The following is a 20,778-nucleotide window of genomic DNA, read 5'->3' as shown; positions in this document are numbered from 1 at the left end:
AAATGCCATAATTCGGTCTTTAGTTCAGGGGCTTGGTACAGGTGGTTCACATAATAACAACGACGTAGCTTTGGGGATACTATATGAAAAGCACGGCGGACGAGCAGGCAGCTCGCGAAAATATCCTTGACCTTCCCAACAGTGTGAAGGCCGACCTAAGTGAGACTTTAGAGAATATTGGCAGCAGCTTCCTCAAGCAGGGGCAGGCGCTGGAACGACTTTCCCAAACCTATGACCATGATGCCTATGCTGAAGCTATTCGAATTGCGCTTCAGACCCGCGGGCACCTGATTGTCATAGGTATGGGCAAATCGGGCCACGTGGCACGCAAGATTTCGGCAACGCTGGCATCCACCGGCACACCGTCTTTCTTCCTGCATCCGGCAGAGGCATCGCACGGTGACCTTGGTATGGTGACACCGGGCGATACGCTGTTGCTTATTTCCTATTCCGGCGAGACGCAGGAGATTGTACAGCTTTTGCCGTCCCTGAAGTCTTTCGGTAACAAGATCATCGCCATCACAGGCGCGAAGTCCTCGACCCTTGGACGCGCGTCCGATGTGGTCCTGGAAATCCCGATCGCGGAAGAGGTTTGCCCCAACAATCTGGTGCCGACCACCTCGATCGTCGTGACCGTTGCGATGGGCGATGCGCTTGCCATTTCGCTGATGACGCTCCGTAATTTCCATGCCCGCGATTTCGCGCGCTATCATCCTGGCGGTTCGCTTGGCCGTCGGCTGCTGATGAAAGTGTCCGACGTGATGCTGACCTCCAGCGTTCCGGTGGTAACGCCCAACATGGTGCTCCTTGAACTGGCAGCCGAAATGGCTGGCGGTGCAGCAGGTGTTGCTGTGGTGGTTGATGAAGACAAGAAGCCGATCGGTGTTGTCACCAAAGGGCAGCTTGGTGTGGCCCTGCGGGTGACGCGCCGTGTCCGTGAGGTTTCGGCCCACCAGTGCATGAGCAAGGAATTTTCCGTTATCCGCAAGGATGTCATTGTTGATGAGGCGGAAAGCATGATGCGCGGTGACGAGGTAAAATTCCTGGTTGCGGTGGACAGCGAAGGGCGTTACGCGGGGATCTACAAACACGAGGACGCCTAGGCGGCAGATGCCACAGGCGCTCGACAGGAGATAGAGCCGGCGCATGAGGGCCCGTTCCGCATTTTCCATCCAGAAGGATGTTATCTTTGCCATTCTCGTGAGGGAGATGAACGCCAGGTTCAGCTCCTACACGTTTGGTAACATCTGGCTGGTGCTCGAGCCCCTCTTGATGATGGTCATGTTCATCATCCTTTTTGGCCTGCGTGGCCGGGGCGAATTCGGCTATGTTGCGCCACCCATTTTCGTTTTTGCGGGCTTTCTGCCGTTCAAGATTCTATGGCAACTGACCATGCGGCGGAATATGTCGGCGCTTGCCGGCGCTCGCGGGCTGATGGGCTTCCGGCAGGTCAGGCTGTTTGATATCTTTCTGGCCCATAGCTTCCTTGAAGGTTGCCTGTTCCTTGTTGTGGGCGTGCTGATGGGCCTGGGACTCTACTGGTTTGGCTTTGATGCAACGCCACGTGACCCGCTGTTGCTCCTGGGCTGGTGTGCCATCTTGTGGCTCTTTGCGGCTTCAGTTGGCATCCTGGCTTGTGTGGTGTCCCAGTTCGCGCGCGAGATCGAGAAAGTCATCAACATGATCCAGATGCCGCTGCTGTTCACATCAGCGGTGTTCTTTCCGATGACCATCATCCCGGAACCCTATCGCAGCATATTGGCCTGGAATCCGCTCGTGCATGCGATGGAGCTGATCCGCGAAGCCTGGTTCCCGGTTTATGAGAGCCCAGTCGCAGACGGTTTCTACCTGTTCCTTTGGGCGATTGGCGCCATGGCCCTGGCTATCTCAAGCTACCGGCTGTCCTGGCAGAGGATACTGGCGCAATGATCCGGCTTGAGAATGTATCAAAATATTATCCTACGCGTTTTGGCCCGAAATACGCGCTGAAGAACCTGAATATCGATATTCCGGATGACCGCGACGTGGCCATGCTGGGCGTGAACGGGGCGGGCAAATCCACACTGCTGCGGCTAATCGGCGGGATCGATTTTCCGTCATCCGGGCGCATCCGGTCTGATCGGTTTATTTCCTGGCCGCTGGCGCTCTCCAGCGGATTTCAGGGCAATATGACTGGGCGCGAGAATGTGCGCTTTATCTGCCGGATACATGGTGTGCGCGGCACCGGTGAAATCGAGGACTTCGTCAAGGAATTCAGTGAACTTGGCGACATGTATGAGTTGCCGGTCAACAGCTATTCAAGCGGGATGCGGTCCAAATACTCCTTCGCAGTTTCCATGGGCTTCGACTTCGATACCTATCTGATCGACGAGATCATGTCGGTGGGGGATGAAGGGTTCCGGAAAAAGTGCGAAAAGGCCATTTCAGAAAAACGCGAAAACGCAAATATCATTCTGGTTTCACACAATATGAGCACGATCAGAAAGCATTGTAATGCCGCAATTTTGCTTGCATATGGTCGGGCGGAATTTTACGAAAGTGTGGACCGCGCCATTTTTAGATACCAAAGCCTATAGGGTTAGCGGTTGCTCGGGGAAGCATGAAACAGATTTTGGAAAAACTAAGGGGCGCAGTATCCAGGCGCCTGGACCAGCGTAAAGACCTGGTCACACAGCAGCAAGGCAAGCTGTCGGTTGCGTACACGGATGTCCGCTCGGCGACGGTCAATTTCGGCAGCTACCGGTGGGTGCTGGTGATCACGTTTCTGGCAGCGGTATATTATGGCCTGTTTGCGTCTGACCGCTATATCACCGAAGCCCAGCTCTATGTGAAATCCACCAAAAATGGTGCCGGCGCGCTGACGCAACTGTCGCTTCTGGCAGGCGGCGGCAGCGAGGCGCGCGATGCTTTGCTGCTCAAGTCCTATATCCATTCATCGGATATGATGCGGTACCTCAACAGTGAAATTGCCCTGAAAGACCATTTCATCGATAGCCAGTGGGACATGATCGCCCGGCTCGGCAGCGAACCGACGGAAGAGGAGTTCCTGAGCTATTACCGCGGCAAGGTCCATGTTTCCATCGACCCGGAGTCCGGGATTTTGACTGTTTCAGGCGAGGCATTCTCGCCGGAATATTCCCAACGAATGGTGGGTGCGATCCTCACTGAATCAGAACGCTTCATCAACAGCGTCAGCCAGAAGATAGCCACGGAAGAAATCAAGTTCGTGAGCAGTGAACTGGAAAATGCCCGCGACCGGGTGAATGAGGCCCGGGACAGGATGCTGACGTTCCAGAATGAGAACCAGCTTCTGGACCCAGCCGCCTCTGGCGCGGCCCTGCAGTCTGTTGTGAACGAGCTGGAACGCCGCCTGGTGGAGCTGGAGACCGAGAAGAAAGTGCTTTCAAGCTACCTGAATAGCAGCGCTCCCCAGTTGGTGTCGGTCCAGAGCCGGATTGACAGCGTGCAGGCGCAGCTGGATGAAGAACGCAAGAAGATTGCCAACCAGGACACAGACGCAATCAATGATGTGAATGCCCGCTTTGAGCAGATGAAGCTGGAATTCGAATTCGCCACCAAGCTTTATCAGGTTGCTCTTCAGGGCTTGGAACAGGCGCGGGTGGACAGCTATCACAAGCTGAAGCATCTGGTGGTGTTGCAGGCGCCGAAGCTGCCTGATGAGGCGCTTGCGCCACGAAAACTATATAATCTGATCACGCTCTTCGTCTTGTTGAGCCTGGCCTACGGGATTGTCACCATGACACTCGCAACCATTCGGGAGCACCGCGATGTTTAATGCTTTGATGAACAAGCCAGTCGAAGCGCTGAAAGCTGGGCTCGCGGCCCTTGCGCTCATGGGCGTCTCAAGTGGGGTTTTCGCACAGGCCGCTCCGCCGCTTGCACAAAATGCACAGCCTGTGAATGAAAGCGCCAATGAGGTTATCGATCGGCAGGAAGCGTTCGGAAACTGGATTTTTGGTGGTCAGTTTGCCAACCAGTCATTCGTTGGGTTCAACCCATCCTATGAGATCGCGGTAGGCGACAAGATCAGCCTCAAGATGTGGGGTGGGTTCGAGTTCACGGGTGACCTGATCGTTGATGCGCAAGGCAATGTCTTCTTGCCGGAAGTTGGTCCCGTTGAAGTGCAGGGCGTCAGGAATGAAGATCTCAATGAGGTGGTGACCGAGGCGGTTAAGCGCGTATTCAAGAAGAATGTGGGCGTTTACGCAAGCCTTGACGGCGCAGAGCCAGTCAAGATTTTCGTCACCGGTTTTGTTGACCAGCCTGGCCTTTATGCCGGTCATGCATCCGACAGCGTACTCTTTTTCCTGGATCAGGCCGGTGGTGTTGACCAGCGCCGTGGCTCGTTCCTTGAAATCAAGGTGCTGCGTGGCGGCCAGGTCTATCGCACTGTCAATCTGTATGACTTTATCCTGACTGGCGTCATGCCTGTGTTCCAGTTGTCGGACGGGGACACCATTGTGGTTGCTCCGGTTAAGGCTCAGGCTGGTGTTCTGGGTGACGTGCAGAACAGGAACCTGTTCGAGTTTGCAACCAATACCGTCGAAGCCGGGAAACTGCTGGGGCTCGCCCGGCCGCAGCCACAGGCAACCCATGTGCGCATCAGCCGCAACAGCCAGGCCAAGTCCGAAGTTGAATATATCCCACTTTCTGAAGCTGCTGAAGTGCCGGTATTTCCAGGTGACGTGCTGCATGTGATGTCAGACAAAACAAACGGCACCATTTCGGTGCGCGTTGAAGGCGAAACAGATTCCGCGCGTGAGTTTATCCTGCCGTATGGCGCCAAGCTGGGGGACCTGATTGCCCAGATCGACTTCGGCCAGAACGCCCAGCGTGATGCCATCCAGCTGATGCGCAAGAGCGTGAAGCTCAGGCAGAAAGAAATGCTGGATGCCCAGCTCCGGGCGCTGGAAAGTAGCGTGCTGACCGCCCGGTCGAACACCGCCAAGGAAGCGGAACTCAGAAAAAGCGAGGCAGAGCTGATCCTGAAATGGGTTGAGCGCGCTCGCAATGTGGAGCCGAACGGCCAGGTAGCGCTTGCGGGCGCTTCGTCCGTGAACGATATCCTCTTGGAGCCTGGTGATGTGATCCGTATTCCACGCACCAGCAAGCTTGTGATGGTGCATGGCGATGTACTTTTCCCAAGTGCGATGGCCTTCCAGGACGGTCGCACGGTTGAGGAATATATCGAGCAGGCTGGCGGCTTTACCCAGTCGCGCCGCAACACCAACGTGCTGTTGTTGCATCGTGACGGCAGCTTCCAAAAGGTGAAGAGCGGCGATCTGGACAGCAGGCGGGTGCAGATGCGCCCAGGTGATGAGATTTTCGTGCTGCCACGTGTGGCAACCAAGCATATCCAGATCGCATCCGATATCATCAGTATCTTCTATCAGCTTGCACTGTCTGCTGGCGTGGTACTGCGGCTTTAGAGCTGGCAGGAGACACCGATGACTCTTTTCATTCGCAGAATGCGCAAGCTAGGCAGGGACCCGGTCGGGTATCTGCTGGATAGTGCCCATGGCCCCTTGAGGGCCTTGGGGAAGCGGCTTTACGCGAAAGAAACTGATCGGTTCCGGAAGCTTGGGCAAGCCGCTGCCGACCGCAAGATCACGGTGATCATGACGGCCTTTAATACAGGCCATCTGATCGAGCGTGCTGTCCGGTCCGTGCTGGCGCAAAGCCACAGGAACCTCGAGCTGATGGTGATCGATGATGCCAGCAGTGACGACACAGCGGCCATCCTAGCGCGCATGGCCGCAGAGGATGGACGCCTTCGGGTATTTTCTTCACCGGCCAATCACGGCACCTATTGGTCCAAAAACTGGTGCCTGACCAAAGCCACCGGGGAATTCGTCGCCTTCCATGACAGCGACGACTATTCCGACCCTGACCGGCTGGTGGTGCAGATGGGGTCGCTTCTGGACGATTCCGGACTGATGGCCTGCACATGCCGCTGGCGGCGGGTGGATGAAGACGGCGCCCTGCAACTGATTGACGGCGCGGAAGAACGCATGGCTGCCATCAGCCTGATGATCCGCCGCGCGCCGGTTCTGGAACAGGCTGGTTTCTTCGATACCGTGCGGATTGCCGCAGACACGGAATATATTCGCCGGTTGAAGGAAATCTTCGGCTGGAAAGGGGTGCGCCACCTTCGCCAGTGCCTATATACTGGGCTTTTGCGCGATGGGTCGCTGACCACCGATGTAGGCTCCGGGTTCGACTGGCAGCGCAAGGGCAACAGCCACCAGCGGGCCGTGGGCGGCAATCGCGCGGCCTATTATGATGCCTTCACCAGTTGGCACAGCGCCTGTGGTGGCGACCGTACCAAGCTCTCGGTTTCCTTTCCTGCGATCAAAAGGCCTTTCGATGTGCCCGCAGAGATGTTGAAGGGCTGCAACGACGATGACCTGACCCAGGTGGTGGAGCTGGATGCCAGCCTGCCACAGACAGCGAGAGGATAGCCATGAAGTCGCAGTCGAAAGTGCGGATCGAGCGTTTCGTGCGCCAGGCGAAAAATTGGTCGTGGCCAGCTTTTTTCCGTGGGCTGCGGGAAAACTCCCTGATCGTGATGGATAGCGATCTGTTGCGCGAGTTCGAGAAGCAGATCGATGGCTTCCTGTGCGCAACAGCAACTCCGAAAACGGTTGATAATGCAATCGACAAGACGGTTAAGCGGATCTTTGTTCTGTGCCGCGAAGGGGAACTGGCACTGGTCCGCCGGTTGCAGAAAACCTTTCCGCGCAAACGGGTCATTTCGCTGACCTACGAGTTGGCGCCCAAAAGCCTGTTCGAACGCCCGAAACTGCTGCAAAAGCTGGAAATTGATGCAGCTGAAAAGAAGCGGCCTATTGTGATTCTGGGTGCGCCATATTCCGATACTGAATATCTGGCCGAAATTATCCGACAGAACGGTTTCGGCAACCCGAGGGAATATTTTGACCGGACGCTGGGGAGCTGGCTGATGCTTCAGAAAGATTTCCAGGCTGCCAGATATATGGATTTGCTCGACAAGCTTTATCGCAAGGACGGCGTGTTCGACATGATCCTGCACACCGATGTGATGCAGGCTTTGTTTGAGAACAGCAGGGTGGGATGGAAAACGCTCCTGGACTGGATACGGCGCCATGATGCCAGGGTTATCTATTTCACGCGACGGGACAAGATGGCCCAGGCCGGTTTCGCTGGTGCGTTGGACGATTCCCGATTTCGGTCCGTATGGGACATGACACCAGCCCAGCGTAGCAACTTCAGTCCGCCAACCCTGGGATTTGCCGAAAGCAACGCATGGCTTCAGAACGCGCTGACACAGGAAGCTGCGCTAGAGGATTTCTTGCAGAATCAGGTGGAAGATTTCCGGTCTGTAACGCTTGAAGAACTGGTGGAGCGGCCGGTTGAGGTTCTTAAGGCGCTGACGATCTTTCTGGAAGAAAAGACCCCAAGCGCCTTTGCTGTGCCTGACTACCGCGAGCCCTATCAAGCACTGCCTAGACTTTGGTCTGATGCTGTCAAATTCCGCCACGAGCTTATTGACCGCCTTGGTCTGCATGTGAACGCAGCCGGATCGCTGGTGACTTATACAGACGCGCTGATCAAAGGAAATGGCAAGAAGGCGATATAGGCCTTATTCCGCCGCTACGAAATTCACGTCACTGAGAGCGACGCTCGCATGCGTGTCCGGGCCTTTGTCGAAAGGGCGAATGCCGCCTGACTGCAAACGCAGGATATGAAACGGGCGCCCCGCCAGTGCGGGCACTCGTCCTTCGAATGTCCAGCCGTTCAGGCCTTTCCTGACAGCCACGCCTTCAACCGGTAGATGGTCCAGCCAAACTGTCAGTTCGTCCACAAAGCGTCGCCGCAAATATCCCGTGCCTGTGAGCTTGAGTGTTCCGCCAGCCGATGCGTCTACGGGCAGCAAGAGCGTGCCGATGCGGGCCATCCAGCGACGACCGATGCCTTTTTTGGTGTGGTCAAGCTTACCCCAGCCAGAGCCCACGAATTCATCGCCTTCAGCAAGAAGCTGCAACTGGCGCGACCGCGCGGGCCAGGAAGGTTGCTCTCCTGTGGAGCCCTGTGCAGCCAGTTCTTTTTCAAACCGCATCCGCTCCACGTCCAAAAGCGCGTCGATATAGTCGACAGCGGCTTTCGGAAAACGGCTTTCCGGCCCCTTCAGCGGCAGGTCGGATTGGGTGTTGGATGTGGATTTCTTTGTCATAGTGCTGACCATTCCAGTATCAGGCCCGCTTGCGCAAGCTGTTTTCGAAGGTCAATGGACCCAAGCGGTGTGCCGACCGTATTATCAAGGGCCATCAGGCGAAATTCCAGAAGCCCGAGAGAATCGGATGAAAGCGTCGCAGCCGTACCGCCGCTGATGGCGCAGCTGACGCCCGTGCCTGCAATCATATAGCGGGCGTCTGGCGCCCCGGCCTTCAGGAGGAACGAGCCACGCCTGTGGCCGACAACCAGCACGCACTGCAAAGCATGCCGGACCGTGTCGTGGCGCCAAAAGAGCCCGCAGTCTGGAAGGAAGCCCTCAGTGGGTGCGTTTCTGTCTGTCTCAACAAAATCGATTCGCAGGGTTAGTTTCGGTGCGATGCCCGCGCCCTCAAGAAGTCTGTCGCCATCTGCCGCGCCTTCAACGCTGCATCCGAAGCTGATGGCTTTCTGAGCTTTCAGGCCTTTCCTGACGCTCTCGAAAGTCACTGGCTGCCGGTGATTGCCGGGTGTGTGCCCGGAATCAAGGATAAGGGGCGCCTCATACCCGATTTTGGCCAGCAGGCTTGCAGCTTTTTCGCCGGTCAGTGTCGCAAGCCGGGCTGCCAGGGCGGGGGTGCAGAAATGCGGGGACCGCTCAATGTCAAGGCTTGGTAACAGCTCCCTGAGGACCGCTGGCGGTGGCACCGCGCCGATCAGTGCGGCGGTCTTTATGTTCGCTGCTACCTTGGGGCCGGCTTCGGTTGGCGCACTTGCGGGTTCCTCTGCGGGCTGGGACAAGTCTGCCTGCGCAATATCCGTTGCCTGCAACAAGGTTGACAGCGCATGGGCAGAGTCCGCGCCTTTGGTTGTTTGATGCTTTGCCAGGTGCGCTGCCAGTATTTTGTCAGAAAGGACGGCTGCGACACTGGTGGCCAGCGTGGCATGGGCCTTGCCGTGGGGCAGGGCGATGTGACTGCCCTCCGACAAGTGTCGGGTCCAGGGTTGGCCCGCCGTAAGGATCCGCTTTTGGGCCTGAATGGCAGATGCAAGGCCTGGGCTGCAGGCTTGGTCATGGCCATCCAGGAAGGCAACGATGTCAGCCTCTGCAATGGCAGCTGAAAGATGTCGTGCTGCCGGGTGGATGCTCAGGTGCGACACGTCCTTAAATGCATCGAAGACGGACAGGCTCTTGCGGCAGGCCTGCGCCGCGACACCTTCCTGCGCGACATATAGAACTGCCGGTGGCTTGTGGTCGCTGGTGTGCGGTTCAGCGATCACGGGCGGTTGGTCCAGTACCAGGTTTGGGGTCATTCCGGATGCCGTCAGCATGCGGGCCATGGCGGGGCTGGCAGCTATCAGCCCGGTTGCGGGTGACAGCAGTAGGTCGAGCGCCGGGGTGATGGCGGCCTGTGTCTTTGATTCCCGCCGGTGATGCACCCGCGCGGTATAAAGCGTGCTCGCATGTTGGCCAGTCCTGTCCTTCAGCCATCGCCAATAGGCATCGGGCCAGGTGCCGCCCGCGCGGCAGGTCGATTCGGCCAGCGGAAACAATGACAGCGTAGCAGGCATCACCACGCCCGGCGCCATGTGCAGCAATTCCAGCGGGAACAGGCTGTCGCCTTCCGACCCGGGAATATAAAGCCTTTGGTGCCCTTGGTAGGTGCCCCAGTTTGCCTGCAAGTCCCTGAGGCGGATGACGACAAACGGCAGCCCCTCAGGTGGTTCAGGCGCCATGTCATCAATCACGAAAGTCACATCCTGGCTGACGGCCAGCGTCTCCGCCGTGCTCAGGCCAAGGGCTGCTGCCGCACTCCGGAACGGGGGCAAGGAGCCAATGATCAGGGTGGCGTTTTCTTTTGTCATGCCGCGCTGTCCTCCGCCTTCGTCAGGCGCGGAAAGAGGAGATCCAGTGTTTCATATTGTGCCTTGAGGTAGGCACCATATATTTCCTGGCCCGACTGCTGCAGCACATCCAACTCTTTCCGGTCTGCCGCCAGTGTGGCAAGGCCGTCGCACAATGCGCCGATGGTGGCGCAGGCATGAAGCGGGTGTTCGGTAGGTATGCCGATCATCGCATCGCGGGTTGCCAAAAGAGGGCGCCCAAACCTGAGCGCCTCAACCGATTTGATCTTAAGCCCTGTGCCGCCCACATTGGGGTTCAGCACGATATCCATGTCTGAATAAAAGCCTTCCACACTGGGGACAAAGCCCAGGCGCTCATAAAAGGGCTCATCCGCGGGTGCTGTGTTACAGATCGGCCCGGCCAGGAACAACTCGCACTGGTCATGAAGGGCCGGGCGTTCCTTCAGGGCAATGCTGAGGCCCTTCAAGGCATTCACATTGATCGGGTTATCGCTGGCGATATAGCCCACCTTCAGCTTGGCTTGGCCGGGCATCTTCCTCCCCTTCAGGAACTGTGGCGGATCAAAGAAGCCAAGGGTGCTTACAGGCGTGTCGGTAAGGCCGCGGAAGGTTTTGGCTTCTTCGTCCTGGATGGCGATGACGCGGCTTGCGCGGGCAAGGGCTTTCGCTTCCTCTTTAGGGGTGGTGTAAAACCAGGATGGTTCAATGCCGTCCCGCTTCAGTGTCTTGTGCCTGTTGCCGAACACGTCGTGGGTATCGATATAACGCGGGATATCCTTTGGTACAGCCTCAAGCCATGCGCTTTGCCAGACATAGTTGGCAAGGCACAGCCTGATATCCCAGATGTCGAGAATACGGCTGGTCAGTTTGGTCACATCAGGCGAATGCCAGTCATCAATCAGATGGTGGCGGCGCCTGGACCGTTTCTTGATCACCTTCTCACGCGGCAGGATGTAGACATGCTCCCATGCCTCGCGCATGGCTTGTTCCTGTTCCTCGCTCAGGCCTTCCAGGCCGGTATAGACATAATGCAGCTGATAGCCCCGCGCCTGGATTTCCCGGCACACACTGTAAACCCGGGCGCGGTTGCCGTGGTTTTGCGGGTGACTGGGGATCGGGGCTGTGACAAGCGCATGCATGACTGCCTATGGCTTCCTTCTAGAAATCAAAGGTGATGTCAGGATCGCGACAATGATCAGTAATCATTTTCTTCTCGGCGTCCGTCAGCTTGACCTTGTTGGCACTGGTTTGAACCAGGCTTTTTTCCCGCGCTTCGGGCGGCAGGGTGGATAGATAATGTTCCTTGGTCAGGGTTTCGACCGGCGCGGAAAGGCCAAGCTTTTGGCCAATAATGTCCGACTGGGCGAAGTCCAGGAAACCTGCGGTGTCGTCTGCTACCGACTGATATTGCACCATCTTCAGCTTCGCGCGATTTTGTTCGATGATTTCCACATACTCCTGCCAGCGTTTGCAGAAGTTCTCCAGTATACTGATACGGTTCTGGTTCTTTGGGTCATCGTAACCGATGTCGCGGTGGTCCCGCATATGGCGGATCAGCGATGAGAAGACAGGAATCGCGGGACGATAAACACAGACATTGATTGCGTCCGGGAAGGTATAGTTGATTTCCCTAAGGCGGAAGATATTGTGAGGTGATTTTTCCACCGTGACCACACAGTCTTCCGGCATCGGCTTGCTGCCAAAAAAGATGTGATAGAAGATATTCTGCTGGAGAATCCGAAGCGAGTTCCGGTCTATCGGCGGAATACTGCCGAAGCCGTCATATACTTCCTTGTTCACAACTTCGATGTTGGCGTTGAACCTGCGTGCCAGGTCATGCACGCCGTGAAACATCAGCCGGAAATAGTCCTCTTCACCTTTGGCGTAGACACCATTGATGATGTCGAAAGCGCGGCCGACAAATGTAGTGCCACTTTTCGTGTAGCCACCGACAAAAATCTTTTTACACCGAAAGCTCATAAGTCTGTCTCTGTTCTTCTGCGTTTTACTGCTAGTGCAGTTTTACTGCTAGCCACCAGGTGGCTGTATCTCGCTTTACCTGTTCATGAAGCGCCAGGCATGCGCCACCATATCTATGAGGGCTGGCGTTTCCGGTTTCCAGTCCAATCTATCGCGCGCCTTGCTTGCATCGGCAACCAGTACAGCCGGGTCACCGGGGCGCCTTTCCTCTTCTTTTACAGCAAAATCGACACCCGTCACCTGTTTCGCGGCTTCAACCACTTCACGGACGGAAAATCCCTGTCCGTTCCCCAGGTTGAAGGCATCGTAAAAGCCGGCTTCGGAAGGCGTGTCCGAATCGTCCATGTCAAAAAGATGCTGCAGCGCTTTCACATGGGCGGTCGCAAGGTCGGCGACGTGGATATAATCACGAATGCAAGTGCCGTCACGCGTACCGTAGTCGGTCCCGAAGATGCTGATGGCATCGCGCTGGCCGCTTGCCGCCTGCAGTACCAGTGGGATCAAGTGTGTCTCTGGGTCGTGGCGTTCGCCCAGGCGGCCTTCCGCGTCAGCGCCTGCCGCGTTGAAATACCTGAGCGCGATGGCCTGAAGGCCTTCCGCCGCCGCCGTGTCCCTTAGCATGCATTCCACAGCCCATTTGGTCTGGCCATAGGGATTGATGGGGACCTTGGGCAGGTCTTCCGTAAGTGCCGCATCGGTCGAATCGCCATAAACCGCTGCAGTGGACGAAAATACCATCTTGCGGACACCGTGCCGGACCATCGCCCTGATAAGGTTCAAGCTGCCGGCGACATTGTTGTCGTAGAATTTCATCGGGTCACGCACGCTTTCGCCAGCCTCGATAAAGGCGGCGAAATGCACGACGGCATCTATGGGATAGTCCTGGAACAGTTGGTCCAGAAGGGCCTCATCGCGGATGTCGCCCTGGATGAAGCTGGCCTCCAGCACCGCATCCCGGTGCCCGTTAGACAGGTTGTCCAGCACCAGCGGCTGGTATCCTGCGGCTTTTAAAGCCAACAGGGTGTGGCTGCCGATAAAACCCGCGCCGCCTGGTACCAGGATTGTTTTCGCCATGGTTGCCCCCGATTGCCTATGCTCCGGCATTGTTGATGGTGCCGACCCTGCCTGTGCGGTGCTCGGCTCTTACCGTTTTCTGTTAAAGTCTTCTCAGCTTGTGTCAAGCGATAGGGTGTCTTGCTGCCTAAGCTCTTTTGTTCGGGGAACGCTTTCTTGCATCTGCCTCTTTTTTTGGCTAACAGCAGTGAAATCGTATTTTTGGGGACTTGTCATACATATGCGTATCCTTTTCATGCACAATAACTTTCCCGGGCAGTACCGGCGCATTGTCGACCATATTAAAGACAAGCCTGGCCTGCAGATGGTCGCAGCGACACTGGCGAGTAATCAGCAGCAGTTCCGGCCAAAGAGAGTGAACTTCAAGCCGCACCGGGAACCGTCGAACAAGATCCATCCGGCGATTCATTCCACGGAGAAGGCTGTGCTGATGGGGCAGGCTGCTTACAAAGCATTGATGCCACTTCAGAAAAAAGGATATCGCCCTGATATCATCCTGTCGCATTCGGGCTGGGGCTCGAACATGTTCCTCAAGGACCTGTTCCCGGATTCGAAATTGCTGACTTATTATGAGTGGTATTACCACAGCCGCTTCTCTGATGGCGATTTCCTGCGTGGTGAGCCTTATGATGCTAATGGCCAGCTTCGCATCCGCATGAAGAATACGCCGATCCTGCAGGACCTGGCGGCGATGGACTGGGGCCAGTGCCCAACCCGTTTCCAGCACAGCAAGTTTCCTGACATCTTTAAAGACAGGATCAGTGTCTTGCACGACGGCGTGGATACTGATTTCTTCCAGCCGAACCCAAGCGCCAAGGTTTCGGTCGGAAAACATACGTTCACGGCGGAGGATGAGGTTATCACCTATGTCGCGCGTGGTATGGAGCCCTATCGCGGTTTCCCACAGTTCATAGAGACTGTCTCGCGGTTGCAGAAGATGCGCCCGAATGTCCATGCTGTTGTGCTGGGCAACGACAGGGTCGCTTATGGATCAGAACGCGCAGACGGCAAGTCCTATAAAGAATGGGCGCTTGAAGAATTCCAGCCGGACATGGACCGGCTTCATTTCCTTGGGCTGCAGCCGCTCAAGGTGTTTCGTTCATTGATGCAGATCACGTCAGCCCACGTATACCTTACAGTGCCCTTCGTTCTTTCCTGGTCTATGTTGGAGGCCATGGGGGCAGGGGCCTTGATTGTGGGGTCAGACACGGATCCGGTCCGCGAACTGATCACCGACGGGCAAAATGGCGTGCTGGTGCCCTTCAAGGAGCCAGAGGTAATTGCAGAGCAGCTGAACCGGATTCTGGACAACCGCCAGGACTATGCGGAGCTCAAAAAAGCGGCCCGCGACCACATTGTTGCCAAATATTCGGTAAAAGATCTTTTGCCGCAGTATTGGCAGCTGATAGAAAGTGTTGCAAACGGGTCACAGATTTAGCCCCATCTTTGCTTTTATTGCGGAGACACAAAAAGCACGGTTGAATTGTAGGCGCCATGATGGTGTTCTGTCGGCTGTGTTAAAGGTACGGACAAAACTTAGTTATTTATCTTGACTATATAAGCGCGTAGCTCAATTATGCGGTTGACATTATTGGCATTCTCTCGCTAGAGAGTGTCTCAGGGGGCTATAAGACCTACGTTCGTGCCTCACAATTAGACAATGTGTTTGCTTTTTCAGGAGGAAAGCTATGGCAGACAAGATTTTTGGTACATCTGCGGCGGAGACGATCCCGGGCACGGAGCAGGATGATTTCATCAATGCTGGTGGTGGTCAGGATACCGTTTCTGGCGGTGATGGTGACGATACGCTGAATGGCGGTGTCGGTGTTGGTACCGGTGTCGGTAACACAGCAAACGACATCCTTGATGGCGGTAACGGCGACGACTTGCTGATCGGTAACGATGGTGACGACAGCCTTAACGGCGAAGACGGCGACGACGTAGCTCGTGGCGGTATTGGCAACGACGTACTCACTGGCGGCGACGGCAACGACGACCTCTCTGGTGGTGACGGCAACGACCAAATCGACGGTGGCGCTAACGACGATACGATCACCGGCGGCAACGGCGATGACATTATCGGCGGTGATGGCGGCGACGACATGATCACAACTGGTGTGAACGGCACTGGTAACGATCAGGCTGACGGCGATGCTGGCGACGATACGATCGACGCTACTGGTTCTGCGACTGCCGATATCGATGGTGGTGCAGGCGATGACTTGCTGTACGGTTCCGCTGGTAGTGACCTCATTGAAGGTGGTTTGAACGACGATACTGCCGTAATTTCCGGTGAGATCGCAGCTACTACTGATTTTGCAGGTAACTCTGTAGCGTCTACCTCTGAAGTGGCTGGCACTGACTTGCTGACAAACGTTGAAACTGTGCAGTTTGACAACGTGACGCTGGATCTTACCAGCTCTGCTGGTCAAGAGTTCACGGCTTCTGATTCTGCTACAGTTCTGGATGCTGATGAAGGCGCTACTGCTGACATCGACCTGAGCGACAACATCTTCAACTACGACGGTGCCATCGTTGAAGCTAACGACGGTAACAACAACGATGGTTGGACGATCGTATCGGTTGCAGGTACAGCAATTGCTGCGGACGGCGACACTGTTGCGCTGGCAACTGGTTCTGTTATCACTGTTAACGACAGTGTGATTGAATCCACTGATATCGCTGCTCACCTGACGTATGCGCCAGATGCTTCGCTTGGTTACAACATGAACGGCGACGGCGATGACGACATTGTTGTTGTTATTGAAGACAGCGCCGGCAAGCAGATGGAAATCACCATTTCTCTGGACACAGACGATGGTGACGGCGATGTGTTCGCTGGTGACGAAGGTGCTACGCTGACTGGTACTTCCGGTGCTGACAGCATGACTGGCGGCGACGGTAATGACCGCGTTAAAGCAAACGATGGCAACGACACCCTTCTTGGTGGTGACGGCGACGATACGCTGACAGGCGGTAACGGCGACGACTTCTCCCATGGTGGCGCTGGCAACGATGCGATCTGGTCTGGTGGCGACGGTGCTGACCAGTCTTCCGGTGACGCTGGTGACGATACTATCGCCGGTGGCGACGGTAACGACATCCTCGTTGGTGACGGTTCTGACCAGCTTAGCGTGAAAGACACGACTGGCACTTCACGCGGTGACGACGTGATCTTCGGTGGCTCTGGCGTTGACATCATCTACGGTGATGAATTCGATGTTGGTGGTACTTCCGACAGCACTCTCGACGGTGCTGACCAACTCTGGGCCGGTTCTGGCAATGACATCATCTTCGGCGGTGGCGGCAACGACGTTATCGGCGGCGGTGCTGACAACGACAGCATCAACGGTAACAGCGGTGACGACACCATCTACTCCGGTGCTGACGGTAACGAAACTATCGACGGTGGCGCAGGCGATGACCTGATCTTCGGTGGTGCTAACGACGATGACATCACTGGCGGTGCTGGTGACGACGTTATGTTCGGCGGCGCTGACGACGACACCATGGACGGTGGCGACGGCAACGACGAGATCTACGGCGGTACTGGTGCTGACGTGATCGACGGTGGTAACAACGAAGATACCATCCGCGGCGGTGACGGCGACGACACCATGAACGGTGACGCTGGCGACGACGTGATCTTCGGTCAAGACGGCAACGACGACATCGATGGCGGTCTCGGCGACGATGTGATCGACGGCGGTGCAGGCAACGACGACATTGCTGATAGCGATGGCGACGACACTGTCGACGGTGGCGAAGGCAACGACGTGCTCAATGCCGGTACTGGTAACGACGTTCTGACTGGTGGCGACGGTGCTGACACCTTCGTAATCGACGACATCGCTGGTAGCGATATCGTGATCACAGACTTCGACGTTGATAACGATACGCTTGACCTGCAAGCCTTCCTCGGCAGCATCCCAGACGTGTTTGAGGTTTCCACTCAGACATCTCAGGGTGGGGTTAACGGTGTCCTGATCGACCTTGGTGGCGGTCAGTCCCTGTTCCTGCAGAATGTTGAGCTCGGCGACTTCGCAAAAGCGGATATCGATCTCTAAGTCGACTGCGACAAAAGAATGTTGGAAAGGGAGGCTTTGGCCTCCCTTTTCTTTTGGTATTTCGCCTGTTTCCTGGATGTGCGGCTGCTTGCGCCTGCGGTGTAGGCTGCATCATTTATTGTGTCAGATACATAAATGCTGGAAAGGCGCCATGCTGCGGCATTTCGACTTGCGGGGAATTTGATCAAAATATCGACACAGTCGTAGCCATATGCTACCACTTCGCCCTTGAGGGGGGTCTTGCGGGATTACCCCTGTTGCGCGGGGGCGAGATTTAGACCATTTTGGATTTTTCCCTGATTGGGTTTTTGACCAGAGCAAGGTTTTTGCTGAATGTCACTTATTGAAGACTATAAGGCCGAAGAAGCGATTCTGAAAAAGTCGCTGAAAAAGGCCGGCCTCTATTCCGTACTCGCCAGCTTTACCATGCTGGCTGTGCCGATGTTTTTGTTCCAGGTATATGACCGTGTGCTGCAGTCACGCAGTTTTGAAACATTGATCGCGATGGCCATATTCGCCATCGTTGTCCTGCTGGCGTATGGTGTTTTCGACTCCGTTCGTAATAGCCTGCTGGCCAAGGCGGGCGTAGAGCTGGAGGCGAAGGTTTCAGGGCTGCTGCTGGCTGGCGAGCTTTCGCGGCAGCATGGCGCTAGCGCCCAAAGCCTGCGCGACCTTTCTGCGATCAGGCAAGCGGTTGCGTCTCCGGCTTTTGGTGCGCTTTTCGACCTGCCCTTTATGCCAGTTTTCATGATTTTGATTTTCCTGATCCACCCGGTTCTCGGCGTGGTCGTGGTATTGGGCGCCGGTATCCTTGCCTTTATGGGGGTTTGGGGTGATCGTGCGACAGCCGCGCAGAACCAGGAACACATGCAAGCTCTTGTGAAGTCACATCAGGTGCTGGACATGCATATGAATTCCCAGGAAATCATTCGTGCCCAGGGTATGTACCGCGAAGTGGTGGAGCATTGGGGCCAGCACCAGGGCAAGCAACTGGACAAATATATCAACTCCACGCTTCAGATGACCAATTTCAGCTCGGCGTCCAAAGCGACACGGCAGGTGATTCAGGTTATCATGATCGGCACCGGCGCACTTTTGGTGCTGGCGGACCAGGCAACGGCTGGTGTGATTTTTGCCACCTCGATGATTGGTGGCCGGGCCTTGTCGCCTGTTGAACAAATTGTCGGTGGCTGGCGCGTTCTGAAGCAGGCCTACGGCACTCGCAGCCGCCTTATGACGCGTCTGGAGGAAATGGACCTGCCGGAAAACCGGACACTGTTGCCCCGACCCAAGGGCCATATTCAGCTGGAGCGCGTGGTTTACGTTCCTCAACCGGGTGTACCGCCTATCATCAAAGGCGTTAATGGCACGATTCAGGCGGGCGATAGCATTGCTATCATCGGGCCGTCTGGTGCAGGTAAATCGACACTGGCTCGACTGATCGTCGGCTACCTTCTGCCAAGTGCCGGCGTTGTCGCTCTTGACGGTCAGGATCTCAAGGTGTGGGATCCAATCGCCAAAGGCCTTCATATGGGCTACATGCCGCAGACGAGCACCTTTTTCGAGGCAACGGTACGGGAAAACATCGCCCGACTTCGTAAGAATGACCCGGAAGAGCTTGCCATTGAAGCTGCCAAGCGCTGCGGTGTCCATGAGCTTCTGATGAAGCTGCCGCAAGGCTACGACACTGTGATTTCGAAAAACGGCTTCTATCCGTCTGGTGGCCAGGCCCAACTTATTGCGCTGGCCCGTGCCTTTTATGGCAACCCGGCTGTGCTTGTTCTGGATGAACCTAACGCATCGCTGGATACAGCCGGTGAACAGGTATTCCACCGGGCACTGCACACCGCGACCAGAAGCGGCATCACAACAGTTGTCGTTACCCAGCGTCCATCTGTCTTGCAGCATGTATCCAAGGTGATGGTAATGCAGGACGGCGCGATCAAGGAATTCGGTCCCAAAGAAGAAGTGATGAAAAGCGGTATCGTGAAAGCGGTGCCAGGCAAAGGCGCAGCCAAGCCGGCAGCGAAACCTGCTCAGACAGTAAAAGCTGCTCCGGCGGCTAAGCCTGCAGCAAAGGCTGATGCCAAGCCGACCACCGCGACGCAAGCAGACAGCGAAAAACTGAAGGAACAGCCCCAACAAGCGCGTAAGGTCGATGTCAAGATCGACCCCAATAGCGCAAAGAAAAAGGAGGCGTAAATGTCACAAGAGCTTACGCCCACAAAAGGAGCCCAGGTTCCAGCACTTGCGCAAGACCGTTTCGAACGGGCAGCACTTCAAGCCTGGCATGAGCAGGTCGACACTGACCCGACCCCCATCCTCAAACGCGCCATGTGGGTGCTGATCATTGTTTTCGGTTTTGGTGGCCTGTGGTCTGTTTCAGTAGATATCGGGGGCGCGGTGATTGCCAGTGGCCGCGTGATCGCAAAAGACCGTAACCGCGTTGTCCAGCATCTGGAAGGCGGCATCCTGGATGAACTCATGGTCCGCGAAGGCGACCGTGTTCAGGCAGGGGATATTATCGCCCGTCTCGACGATACGCAAATAAAGGCCCAGCTTAACGCTGCAGAGCTGCAACGGGCTGTCTTTGATGCACAGCTTGCGCGTCGGCGCGCCGAAACGCAGTTTGCCGAAACAATCGCGTTTCCGCCCGACGTGCCGGAGCACATCCGCAACACAGAGCGCTACCAAGAGACCGTGGAAAGTGAGCGGCAGGAATTTGATGCACAGCGCCGCTTCTACCTTGCGAAAATGGATATTCTGGAAACTAAGATCGCCGGACAGAATGTCAATATTCAGGGGACGCAGGCTATTCTTGAGGCCTATGAACGGCAGCTGGTGTCTTACCGACTTGAGCTCAAGGACTTCCGTGAGTTGTTGACACAAGGCCTGATCAAACGGACCCAGGTATTTGCCACCGAACGTAAGGTCGCTGAGGTGGAAGCGCAACTTGCCAACGCCAAGCTCGAAATCGAGAACGCGCGAAATAACATCGACAACCTGACCCGGGAAAAACGCCAGACGAGACTGTCCTACCTCAAGGAGGCCAACTCGATTCTGGTGCAGATTCAGCAGCGTATCAACCAAACCGAAGCCCAGATCACGCGCCTACGCGACATGGCGGCCCGTAGCGATATCAAGTCACCGGTGGATGGCACCATTTTCCGGATCGCAACGCGGACCCTGGGGGCTGTTGTGCGTCCCGGTGAAACCATGCTGGAGATATTCCCACACAATGATGCACTGACCATCGAGGCATCGGTGCAGCTTAAGGATATCGAACAGGTTCAGGTCGGCCAGGAAGTTCAAGTGGTCTTTCCGTCTGACCGGGAAAAAAGCATGACGCCAATCCCCGGCCATCTGGTTTATCTGTCTGCTGACGCTGTCGTGTCCGAGCAGAATCCGATGGGCAGCTATGTGGCTCACATCACGATCAACCCGGGTGAAGACACAACAGATCTGCTTCCAGGTAACTTTGCGGAGGTCTATATCAAGACTGAACCAAAGACATTCCTGGAACATATTTCACGGCCGTTCACACGCTTTACGTTCCGCATGTTCAAAGGCTAATCTGGCG

16 protein-coding genes are annotated in these 20,778 nt (G+C 56.0%); 11 read left to right on the top strand and 5 right to left on the bottom strand.

Features of this window, described 5'->3' with window-relative positions; genetic code table 11:
• Positions 1-83 precede the first annotated feature (83 nt).
• The 7 genes from KORM41_RS14845 to KORM41_RS14815 are packed head-to-tail and all read left to right on the top strand — an operon-like array spanning position 84 to position 7,639.
• Positions 84-1,103 (top strand): KpsF/GutQ family sugar-phosphate isomerase, encoded by a 1,020-nt coding sequence (locus tag KORM41_RS14845; RefSeq protein ID WP_068149784.1) that lies wholly within the window; start codon positions 84-86, stop codon positions 1,101-1,103.
• 43 nt (positions 1,104-1,146) lie between these two features.
• Positions 1,147-1,929, top strand: a complete 783-nt coding sequence (locus tag KORM41_RS14840) for an ABC transporter permease (protein ID WP_068149782.1) — start codon at positions 1,147-1,149, stop codon at positions 1,927-1,929.
• Entirely contained in the window at positions 1,926-2,576 is a 651-nt protein-coding gene (locus KORM41_RS14835; RefSeq protein WP_068149779.1) for an ABC transporter ATP-binding protein, read from the top strand. Before KORM41_RS14840 ends, KORM41_RS14835 begins: the two co-directional genes overlap by 4 nt.
• Before the next feature lie 23 nt (positions 2,577-2,599).
• Entirely contained in the window at positions 2,600-3,796 is a 1,197-nt protein-coding gene (locus KORM41_RS14830; RefSeq protein WP_068149776.1) for a hypothetical protein, read from the top strand.
• 7 nt (positions 3,797-3,803) lie between these two features.
• Entirely contained in the window at positions 3,804-5,450 is a 1,647-nt protein-coding gene (locus tag KORM41_RS14825; RefSeq protein ID WP_231727286.1) for a polysaccharide biosynthesis/export family protein, read from the top strand.
• A gap of 18 nt (positions 5,451-5,468) precedes the next feature.
• Positions 5,469-6,482, top strand: coding sequence for a glycosyltransferase family 2 protein (locus KORM41_RS14820; RefSeq protein ID WP_068149774.1), 1,014 nt, complete (start codon positions 5,469-5,471; stop codon positions 6,480-6,482).
• Between the two features lie 2 nt (positions 6,483-6,484).
• Positions 6,485-7,639 (top strand): hypothetical protein, encoded by a 1,155-nt coding sequence (locus tag KORM41_RS14815; protein WP_068149770.1) that lies wholly within the window; start codon positions 6,485-6,487, stop codon positions 7,637-7,639.
• A 3-nt stretch (positions 7,640-7,642) separates the two neighbouring features.
• Here the strand turns inward: KORM41_RS14815 and KORM41_RS14810 are convergent, their stop codons facing one another.
• The 5 genes from KORM41_RS14810 to galE all read right to left on the bottom strand — a co-directional run bounded on the left by KORM41_RS14810 (position 7,643) and on the right by galE (position 13,131).
• Positions 7,643-8,233 (bottom strand): hypothetical protein, encoded by a 591-nt coding sequence (locus KORM41_RS14810; protein WP_068149768.1) that lies wholly within the window; start codon positions 8,231-8,233, stop codon positions 7,643-7,645.
• Positions 8,230-10,077 carry a hypothetical protein gene (locus KORM41_RS14805; RefSeq protein WP_068149765.1) on the bottom strand — a complete coding sequence of 616 codons (1,848 nt, stop codon included), beginning with the start codon at positions 10,075-10,077 and terminating at the stop codon, positions 8,230-8,232. The genes KORM41_RS14810 and KORM41_RS14805 overlap by 4 nt, the downstream gene beginning before the upstream one ends.
• Positions 10,074-11,216, bottom strand: a complete 1,143-nt coding sequence (locus KORM41_RS14800; RefSeq protein ID WP_068149762.1) for a glycosyltransferase — start codon at positions 11,214-11,216, stop codon at positions 10,074-10,076. The genes KORM41_RS14805 and KORM41_RS14800 overlap by 4 nt, the downstream gene beginning before the upstream one ends.
• Positions 11,217-11,235: 19 nt before the next feature.
• Complete coding sequence (locus KORM41_RS14795) at positions 11,236-12,057, bottom strand: sulfotransferase (RefSeq protein WP_068149759.1); 822 nt, start codon at positions 12,055-12,057, stop codon at positions 11,236-11,238.
• A gap of 75 nt (positions 12,058-12,132) precedes the next feature.
• Positions 12,133-13,131: a UDP-glucose 4-epimerase GalE gene (gene galE / locus KORM41_RS14790; RefSeq protein WP_068149756.1), complete on the bottom strand. Its 999-nt coding sequence runs from the start codon at positions 13,129-13,131 to the stop codon at positions 12,133-12,135.
• A 220-nt stretch (positions 13,132-13,351) separates the two neighbouring features.
• On the opposite strand from galE, the gene KORM41_RS14785 reads away from it, so the two are divergent.
• The 4 genes from KORM41_RS14785 (at position 13,352) to KORM41_RS14765 (ending at position 20,771) form a co-directional block, all read left to right on the top strand.
• On the top strand, positions 13,352-14,569 hold the full coding sequence (locus tag KORM41_RS14785; protein ID WP_068149753.1) for a glycosyltransferase: 1,218 nt from the start codon (positions 13,352-13,354) through the stop codon (positions 14,567-14,569).
• Between the two features lie 250 nt (positions 14,570-14,819).
• The gene (locus tag KORM41_RS14780; protein ID WP_068149750.1) at positions 14,820-17,198 is read left to right on the top strand and encodes a beta strand repeat-containing protein; all 2,379 of its coding nucleotides are present in this window, start codon (positions 14,820-14,822) and stop codon (positions 17,196-17,198) included.
• A gap of 333 nt (positions 17,199-17,531) precedes the next feature.
• Positions 17,532-19,400, top strand: coding sequence for a type I secretion system permease/ATPase (locus KORM41_RS14770; RefSeq protein WP_068149744.1), 1,869 nt, complete (start codon positions 17,532-17,534; stop codon positions 19,398-19,400).
• Positions 19,401-20,771 (top strand): HlyD family type I secretion periplasmic adaptor subunit, encoded by a 1,371-nt coding sequence (locus KORM41_RS14765; RefSeq protein ID WP_068149743.1) that lies wholly within the window; start codon positions 19,401-19,403, stop codon positions 20,769-20,771.
• Positions 20,772-20,778: the final 7 nt, after the last annotated feature.

The organism is Kordiimonas lipolytica (assembly GCF_001550065.1).
The sequence above is the reverse complement of the archived record's forward strand: the minus strand, read 5'-3'. Positions and strand labels throughout refer to the sequence as shown.

Bases quoted from the DNA above. Each gene is read 5' to 3' on its own strand.
- KORM41_RS14780 (WP_068149750.1), top strand. From the start codon at position 14,820: ATGGCAGACAAGATTTTTGGTACATCTGCGGCGGAGACGATCCCGGGC.
- KORM41_RS14830 (WP_068149776.1), top strand. From the start codon at position 2,600: ATGAAACAGATTTTGGAAAAACTAAGGGGCGCAGTATCCAGGCGCCTG.
- galE (WP_068149756.1), bottom strand. From the start codon at position 13,131: ATGGCGAAAACAATCCTGGTACCAGGCGGCGCGGGTTTTATCGGCAGC.
- KORM41_RS14800 (WP_068149762.1), bottom strand. From the start codon at position 11,216: ATGCATGCGCTTGTCACAGCCCCGATCCCCAGTCACCCGCAAAACCAC.
- KORM41_RS14795 (WP_068149759.1), bottom strand. From the start codon at position 12,057: ATGAGCTTTCGGTGTAAAAAGATTTTTGTCGGTGGCTACACGAAAAGT.
- KORM41_RS14810 (WP_068149768.1), bottom strand. From the start codon at position 8,233: ATGACAAAGAAATCCACATCCAACACCCAATCCGACCTGCCGCTGAAG.
- KORM41_RS14835 (WP_068149779.1), top strand. From the start codon at position 1,926: ATGATCCGGCTTGAGAATGTATCAAAATATTATCCTACGCGTTTTGGC.
- KORM41_RS14785 (WP_068149753.1), top strand. From the start codon at position 13,352: ATGCGTATCCTTTTCATGCACAATAACTTTCCCGGGCAGTACCGGCGC.
- KORM41_RS14840 (WP_068149782.1), top strand. From the start codon at position 1,147: ATGAGGGCCCGTTCCGCATTTTCCATCCAGAAGGATGTTATCTTTGCC.
- KORM41_RS14770 (WP_068149744.1), top strand. From the start codon at position 17,532: ATGTCACTTATTGAAGACTATAAGGCCGAAGAAGCGATTCTGAAAAAG.
- KORM41_RS14825 (WP_231727286.1), top strand. From the start codon at position 3,804: ATGAACAAGCCAGTCGAAGCGCTGAAAGCTGGGCTCGCGGCCCTTGCG.
- KORM41_RS14765 (WP_068149743.1), top strand. From the start codon at position 19,401: ATGTCACAAGAGCTTACGCCCACAAAAGGAGCCCAGGTTCCAGCACTT.
- KORM41_RS14815 (WP_068149770.1), top strand. From the start codon at position 6,485: ATGAAGTCGCAGTCGAAAGTGCGGATCGAGCGTTTCGTGCGCCAGGCG.
- KORM41_RS14820 (WP_068149774.1), top strand. From the start codon at position 5,469: ATGACTCTTTTCATTCGCAGAATGCGCAAGCTAGGCAGGGACCCGGTC.
- KORM41_RS14845 (WP_068149784.1), top strand. From the start codon at position 84: ATGAAAAGCACGGCGGACGAGCAGGCAGCTCGCGAAAATATCCTTGAC.
- KORM41_RS14805 (WP_068149765.1), bottom strand. From the start codon at position 10,077: ATGACAAAAGAAAACGCCACCCTGATCATTGGCTCCTTGCCCCCGTTC.